This window comes from bacterium endosymbiont of Bathymodiolus sp. 5 South, from assembly GCF_900128535.1.
Classification (GTDB): domain Bacteria; phylum Pseudomonadota; class Gammaproteobacteria; order PS1; family Pseudothioglobaceae; genus Thiodubiliella.
Genome location: NZ_FQTR01000091.1, coordinates 1 through 7,613, shown reverse-complemented (window position 1 = coordinate 7,613; position 7,613 = coordinate 1). Strand labels below are relative to the sequence as shown.

Genomic DNA, 7,613 nt, shown 5'->3' with positions numbered 1-7,613 from the left:
CTTCTAGTTCCAAGCAAAAGAAAGAACAAAAGAAAAGCAAAAACGAGTCTGATCAGGAAGAAACAACAGACGCATGGGGGTTTGAGAAACCTAGCACCTCTGGAATATCACAAATACCACGAAAAGTTAAAACAATTTCTTGGAAGCAAGGAATAGGCGGGATAAGGAACAGTATACATGACGGAGAATTAGAAAATCTCTGGATAGGTGAGAACCATGACACCGCAAAAGGAAGGAAGTTACTCGTAAATATACTTACTGATGTTGATGAGCTTTCTAATGTTCTTATGGAAGATACATCGGAAGACACATCTATGCGTTTTGGTCATGAATTTCTTAGTGGCAATATGGAAGATTTAAGAAATGATTTTGGGAATAAATTTCCACATTTAAAAAGAAAAGACCGGGAAGAATTGACAAAAGTAACCTCATACCTATCCATGTTAGTACGAAGGAAGAACTTCAGATTTTTTGCTAGGAATAATTGGAGAGATCATGTTCGAGAGCGTGAAAGAATGCAATTAAAGGGGCCGTCAGTTTTTTTAGTCGGGGCTGCACATACCTTGCTATATAAAGCTGGGGATGAGTATTCAATGCACAATGCAAACGCATATCCTGCTTATCAATACCCTAATCCAAACAGAAGCATTGCTTTGGTGTCAAAGGAGGCAATTAAAATGCTTGAATTCACTAATCGTAAAAACAAGAACGCCGCCCCTGAATACGCAGTATGGGTCAAAAGCAGAGACGAGTTAATGAATGACCCAGTCTTGGTTGTGGGTCAAAAATCTGACATGGAAAAAGCATTTGGCAACAAAATCAGTTTATTACCAAAATATTTATCAGATTTAAACCCTGCCACCAAATACGAAGGCCGCATTATCATTCAAGAATCAGACGATAAAATTGCCAATACCGCAAGAAAAAATCTAGTCAAAAAATTACAAAAAAAATACAACAAAAAAGATATTGTCGTCATTAAAAGAGTAAACGGAGAACTGGTCATCGCTAAAGGCGACATTAAAGATATAAAGGGCGAATACAAAGTCAACATCATAGGACATGGGTATGAAGATGAGAGTGGCGTTAGAAGACTAGGAGGCAGAAACGGCGAACAAATAGCACAAGACTTAAAATCATTAGAGATGTCCCACGCAGAACTTGCCAAAGTTTCACTAATGAGTTGCTTTAGTGGTACTTGTGGCGCTTCAGGCAGAAGCCTAGTTGACGATTTTAAGCAAATACTGAAGAATGTAGAAGTAGAAGGCTTTGACAGTAGGGTTAATGTTGGGACTGATGGTAGTACTAAAGAAAATGTCCCAGAAGGAGAGGATGCCCTAGGGGGTTCTAGCACTAAGCAAAAGAAAGAACAAGAGAAAAGCGAAAACAAGTCTGATCAAGAAGAAACAACAGTCTATGACAACAGAATTGATGCTAAGACTGATGATAGTGCCAAAGAAAATGCACCCAAAGAAGAAGACGCTCTTAGCAGCCCTAACTCTAAGCAAGAGAAAAATGAATCCAGCCAAGAAAAGACAATAGATATAGAGCCTCAACAACAGCCTAGTACATCCAAATACGATTCCAGTTTAATCATCCAAATAGCAAACGATCAAACCGCCAACGACATGCAAAAGAAAATAGCAGCCAAACAAAACAAACAATACACCACTGACAAAGTCGTTGTTGTCAAAAAAAATAAAGGAAAATTAGAAATTACCCAAGGTCAAGTCGGCAATTTAACAGGCAATTTAGAAGTTCAGGTAATAGGACACGGCGAGCAAGTAGACGGCATTAACAAATTAGAAGGTCTTAATAGTGGTGAAGTAGTAGAGATTATCCAAAGATTCATCCCACAAACAGCAGAATTAATAACAGTCTTCTTAATGAGCTGCTATAGCGATAGTTGCCTCAATGGGCAATCAAGTTTGGTTCAGGAGGTGAAAGTACGGTTTAACGCTTTGGTTGATATCATAGGTTACAAAGGCAGAGTCAATGTTGATAAAGACGGTAATCCAAAAATTGTGGCTGATGGTGAGCCAAGCATGGCACCTGAAAACAATACTGATACATTCGAACAAGCATTCAAAAACTCAGCAGATTTGCTTGATGAGCTAACAGATGAGCTAACAAAGATGAAAGAAGTAAGAGAACAGGCTTTAAGCAATATAACATCAGAAACACAAGCAGCACAAATCACAAGAGACAAAGTATCACAAACAACAAAAGAACTAGAGCAAGCACAACAAGAACTAAGGTCAGTACAAGAGGCAGAAGAAGCGGCAAATAAAAAAATACAAAGCAACCTTCAAGAAAATCAAGAATTAGAGCAAACGGCAAACAAAATAGCAGAAACAATCCAAGTGCTCAAAAATGAGAGAATAAAAGCAGAAAAAGAGATGCAACAAAAACAACATGCAAATGACACAGCGAAAAATGCAAAAGATAAATCAGATAAGGAAGTAAACACACTGCAGAAATCACATAATAAAGCAAAGACAAGCAAAAAAACGACAAAAAAAGCAAACACAGGCGCAAGTGCAGATGGGTTAGAAGTTTTATACAACAAGCTCAAAGAGGTGCGAGACGCAGCAAAGACAAACAGACAAAATGCAACAGAAGCAGAAAAAGAATTGAATCAGGCAAGTGAGAAATTACAAAAAATAACAGCAACAGTCGATACCGAAAATAAAAATTTGAATCAAGTTAATGAAAAAATAAAACAAAAACAAATAGAGGGACAACAAGCAAAACAAGAGCAAGGATTGACACACCAAGCAGTATTAGATAGAACCCAAAAAGTAGAGCGCTTAAAGGAAGAATGGTTAGCGTTAACAGCAGATCATGAAATAAAACAACAAGCGTTAGAGACAGCCCGAAAAACACAAGGCTTGCGTAGTGCAGAGGACAAAATAGACGAACTAAGGGAGAAAATGAATGAAGTGTCAGGTCACTTGCATAGGTTAAGTCGAGAAGAGAAACAAGCCAAACAGCGCGCAACACACAAACAAGAAGAAGAAAGGATTAAATTGGATGATATTGTTGATTATAAGAATGACACTTTTCAAAGATATACCCCAATAAAATCACATGTTATGATGAGGTTTTTATACAAGCAGGGTGCAGGGATTAAATTCGGCGGATCTCATGCTAAGGTCACATTGTTTGATTCAGACACACAAGAGGAGAGGGTTTTTGGTGCAGGGCCTCTTTCAGGTAAAGCCCATATCCATGTATCTCATGAAAATCTATTCAATATAGCAAAACACTTGAAGTTGCCCAAAAGCCTATTACTTGAACAGTTTAACATTACAGTACAATCAGGCAAAGCAAGTCCAGCGGCATCCCCAGAGGATCCGCTCACCTTAAATAGAGAAATTGTTCTTGTTCAAATGGGTAGTGACGAAGCAGTAGTATCCACACGCAAGAGAATAGCATTAGATACCTCAGGTAAAGTTTATGTTGTTAAAGAGGATGATGAGGGTGTGCAACATTCTGTAGAAGGAAATGTCAAAGAGTTAACGGGTGAGTATGAGGTTAATATAATTGGGCGTAGCACCATACAAGACTCTGCCAGAGTGATAGAAGGTAGAAACGCTAAGGAACTGACTGATATTTTGACCAAGATAGCACCTATTGAGCAAGGGGCAGGCTCAGTAGACACCCCTATTTTGAAAAAAATTAAAATAACACATTGCAAGGGATCTGATTGTGATACCGCCGTTAACAATCTCGCCTCATCTTTAAGAGAAGAAATAGGGGATGATATTCCAGTTGAAGACAGTCTTGAACATCAGCACAACAAAACCTCAGAGCAACTTAAGGCTCAGCAACAGAAGGAATCTGACGATCAAAAGAAACAACAAAAAGAAAATGAGGTGTATAAGGAAAAACAAAGGGAATGGCGCCATTCATTTGTATGGAAAATTGACGATACGCAACAATCAGCAGGGTTTAAGTCAAAAATGCATAAACTAGAGCAAGCATTTAAAAGGGATAAAGAAAAAGAAGAGCGGAAAAAGAAAGCGGAATTGGAGAGTGTTGCAGAAGAAAATCGCATGAATAATGCCATGGCAGAAGTAATACAAAAATCTTTTGATAAGGAAGAAGAGAAAGAAAGACGAAAGAGGGAGGAAAGTCAAGAAGCCAAACAAAAATCAGCCAAATTTATAATGGAAGACATGGAAACATTCCTGGAACTACCTGATGATTTAAGCACCAGGCTAAAAAATTATTTAATGCTTTACGAAGTAAATGCTTCAAACATTGAGCCAAGTAAGTCAAAACCAAAACAGACGAGATCTTATAAATCAAAAAGGAGTGTAAAACAGGTTAATATTGACAACAAGGAGAGAGAAAGGCTTGAAGCAGTTGTGATAAATACATTAAGACTTCATCAAACAATTATTAGCAACATAAGAATTGCAGTAAAATTCACTAACAAGTTAGGACATGAATGGGAAAAAACTGTTATTAATATGTGGTTACTGCGCAGAAAAGCTCAAATCGAAATACAAGAGTCTACCAAGAGAATACATGAACTTTCCTCAGTCAAAGGCGGTGTAGACAATGTTTTGAAAAATCTTACCAGATTAGCTTTTACTAAAACCATATTAGAAATAAAAGCAGCTAACGAGAAGGATATTAAGACTGTAGAGCATAACCATAATTTTATAAGTGTTGCGGAACAAGACCTTAAGAATGTGTTGGAATCTATGGGCATACTGGAAACAACAATGCAAGCAGAGTCATCATTGGAAATGGTAGAAATTCAAAGAATATTGATGTTACAGAAAGATTTTGATCCCATGGGAATACGACAGAAAAATTTTAAGCTAGCGCAAGAACAAGAAAAGAAAACTACAGCAGCTTTTCATAAAAGAGCCCATCATTTAGAAGAAATTATTGAATTTATAACCAAGATGAAAGCACCGTTAGAAATGATATATGATGCTGAAAAATTTAAAGAGAGTGTGGTGCAGCTAAGTATAGAGCACCCCCCTTTCTCTCCAATTCTCCATAAAATACAAAAGGTTCAAAAAGTAAGCGCTGAAGAAATACGAAGTTCGGAAGATAAAGGAATAACACACAAGCAAGAGAAGCCTAGTATAAGTAATAAACGCTTAAATGAAGAAGGATTAATAAGACATGATTTATTGTTAGATGATTTAATAAAGGAAATAAAACAGATGCACACTGTTTTTCGATCTCAAAATACTCTCAGATATAATGTTCTTTCGTCTGATCGGTTGTACGATGAGATAGGCATTGCTTACCACAATTTAATTAAAAGACATCAAGGGATTTTACGGAAACTAGAAGAAGAAACAAATACGCTTAGTAAAATTTTTGATGAAGACGAGAGAAAACAAGAAATTTTGCATATAAATAAAAAGTTTAAGAATGAAATAGGCGACTTTACAAAAAAAATATCAGCAATGAGCAAAGAGATGGATAGGTATAAAGTGATGTTGCATAATCAAATTAGGAATATAAATAAAACAAAGAGATAGAAGAGGGTAAATGCAATGGAATGCTTTTGTAATGTGTAACCGATAAATAGGAACAATCACTAGACATCTATTTTTCAGCTACTTGGAAATTTTTTAAGCTTTGCCCTGGTGATCTTAAGATTAAGTTTATCTTTCTGGATAAATGCGGGGTGTTGCTGGAAAAATTTCCCAGTCGTTAAAAAGAAGCGTTAAAACTGATGCTAAAAGCGTGATCGCGTTTTCGTCTGTAATTTTCACCATATTCAAGTGATAACTTCTGGTTGAATATGTTGAGTTTAACGCCAACGCCCTTGCCATCAAGTCTACCTCCATCAGTTCTTGGACCTAGGGCAATATACCCAATATCGTATAAGACATAAAACTGAGGATTCAATGGGATATTTTTTGAAAGCTCTGCGAAAGTAAAGGTTGATCGAAAGTAGGCGCCTTTAGCCCCTGATATGGCTATATTACTATGTCCTCTAACGGATCCAGCGCCGCCTATTTGAAACATTTCCCCGCCAAATAAAATATCATCAGAGTATTGAGAGTCAAATGCTAGCTTTAGATTTATCTTATTTGCTAACATGGTATTATAAGAGCCTCCTATTTTATATATTGTAAAGTACTTCTTTGGAAAGTTCTTAGGTGCGGGGGTGATTTCTCCACTATCGTTATGAAATACAACCTTTGTGTTCAGTCCTTGTTTAATTTTGAAATCTAGCGAATAGGAACTATTTTTTTTTGTTTTTTTAGATAAGTTAATGCCTGCTGCAAGATGACTTCTAGTGTAGGTACTAACCTCTATATTGACTTTGCTAACCTGAGAAACTTTATTTTTTTTATGCCAAGATATATTGAATGATATTTTCTGGCTTTCATCTCTGTATATATTTTTTTTGGCATATATTTCTATATTGCTATTAATATTTCTCAATTGAGTTGCAACAGATTGATTGTTTATAAGTATATTGTTTATAAGAGAGATATTTTTGGTTTCATTTAAGCGAGCGCCAAAATTCCAGTCAATATACGGAACATCGTATGAAAGTGATATGGTTCTGTTTAATTTTTTATCTTCATCTGGTTTTGAATTGGATTTCAAATCAATCATTAATTGATCGTTAATACCAGTAAGATTGTTTATTGATGTACCAATATTAGCCATAATTGTCCCTGTGCTTTTTGAACCACTATTGTCAAATCCTGATCTAAAATAAACATTCTTTTTATGGGTACTTTTTATAACAACATCGCTATAGCCTATTTTACTGGTGGGTTTAATATCAACTTTTGATTGATAGCCTTCCAATCTGTTAATTTGATCTGTTCCTTGTTCTAAGTTTCTTATGTTTAAATAACTTTCTGATTTATCAGAAAATAAATTATTTAAATATAAGTTTTTGTTATTAGATGATAATTTATTAATTTTCCCCTCTATTATTGTCAGTTTTAAAATACCTTGGCTTGTTTTTTGTTTGGGAAGGTAAGTTCTGGCGGTGGTGTAGCCGCGATTAAAGTAAAGTTGATTTAATAACTTCATAATATTATTGATATTCATCCTGCCTAAGCATTTATTTGTAAAAGGCTCAACAGTGGCATTGATGGTTTTATTGTCAATAAGAGATACCCCTTGGACATTGATTGTGTGAATATCAACACATTTTTCTTCTTTTTTAAATTTGCCACTTATCTTTGAAGGGGGTTTGAGTTTCTTTAAGAATTTTGTTATCTTTGTTAACCTTTGAGTATTGGCATTTTGTCTATCTAATTTAAGGTTTTCTTCCATGCCTTGTTCTAAAGTTATTGCATATAAATTAGAGGCGTGAAGCAGTGCAATTAGTGCAAGGGATTTTAATAAGTTATACTTATTATAAGGTTTTTTAATCACAGATAATTCCATTAAAACATACAAATATTTGAATAAACCTGCGAAACGATAAGAGGGTGGAAGTGTTCATGTTTTACGCAAAGGTTTTTTTAAAATAGTATGAGACCTTTGCATAAATATGAATAATCATCAAAACGCCATTTTTCGCCAACTTGACAATTTTATAAAACACAGCCATAGCTTTGCTATGACTATATTTCATAAAATTACCAATTCGGAAAAACTTGTCA

At 35.4% G+C, this 7,613-nt stretch carries 2 protein-coding genes; one reads left to right on the top strand and one right to left on the bottom strand.

Going from position 1 to position 7,613, the window contains the following annotated elements; all coding sequences use genetic code 11:
• The coding region (locus BBROOKSOX_RS07980) for a C80 family cysteine peptidase (protein ID WP_139660775.1) at positions 1–5,513 on the top strand (5,513 nt) is incomplete at its 5' end.
• 175 nt (positions 5,514–5,688) lie between these two features.
• On the opposite strand, the gene BBROOKSOX_RS07975 is transcribed toward BBROOKSOX_RS07980, so the two are convergent.
• Positions 5,689–7,383 (bottom strand): ShlB/FhaC/HecB family hemolysin secretion/activation protein, encoded by a 1,695-nt coding sequence (locus tag BBROOKSOX_RS07975; protein WP_180323917.1) that lies wholly within the window; start codon positions 7,381–7,383, stop codon positions 5,689–5,691.
• Positions 7,384–7,613: the final 230 nt, after the last annotated feature.